The organism is Nocardioides aequoreus (assembly GCF_000720335.1).
Taxonomy (GTDB): Bacteria; Actinomycetota; Actinomycetes; order Propionibacteriales; family Nocardioidaceae; genus Marmoricola; species Marmoricola aequoreus.
In genome coordinates this window covers 1-362 of the sequence record NZ_JOJN01000038.1, presented here as the reverse complement: position 1 = coordinate 362, position 362 = coordinate 1, and the positions used below count along the sequence as shown (strand labels likewise).

Here is a 362-nt window from a genome sequence, read left to right as displayed (position 1 = left end):
GATCATCGGTGGCCCGGATCTGACCGAACTCGTCCGTGCCGAACAAGTGACACATACGATCACCACCCCGGCGGTGCTGGGCACCATGGAACCCACCGCCGCATACGCGCTCCAGGTGGTTTCGGTCGGTGGCGATGTGACCACCGGGGATCTGCTGGCGCAGTGGATACCCGGGCGCACCTACCTCAACACCTACGGTCCCACCGAGACCACCATCATCTCCTCGTTCGCGAAACCGGTTCCGGGCGCGCACATCACCATCGGTGACCCGGTACCGGGCACGTCGGCGCTGGTACTCGACGAGCGGCTGCGGCCGGTTCCACCTGGAGTGCTCGGTGAGCTGTACCTCACCGGTGCCGGCC

General features: G+C 66.3%; 1 protein-coding gene. It reads left to right on the top strand.

What is annotated here, in order from left to right; translation table 11 throughout:
* On the top strand, positions 1-362 hold a 362-nt coding region (locus IG63_RS21165; protein ID WP_036196381.1), incomplete at both ends, for an AMP-binding protein.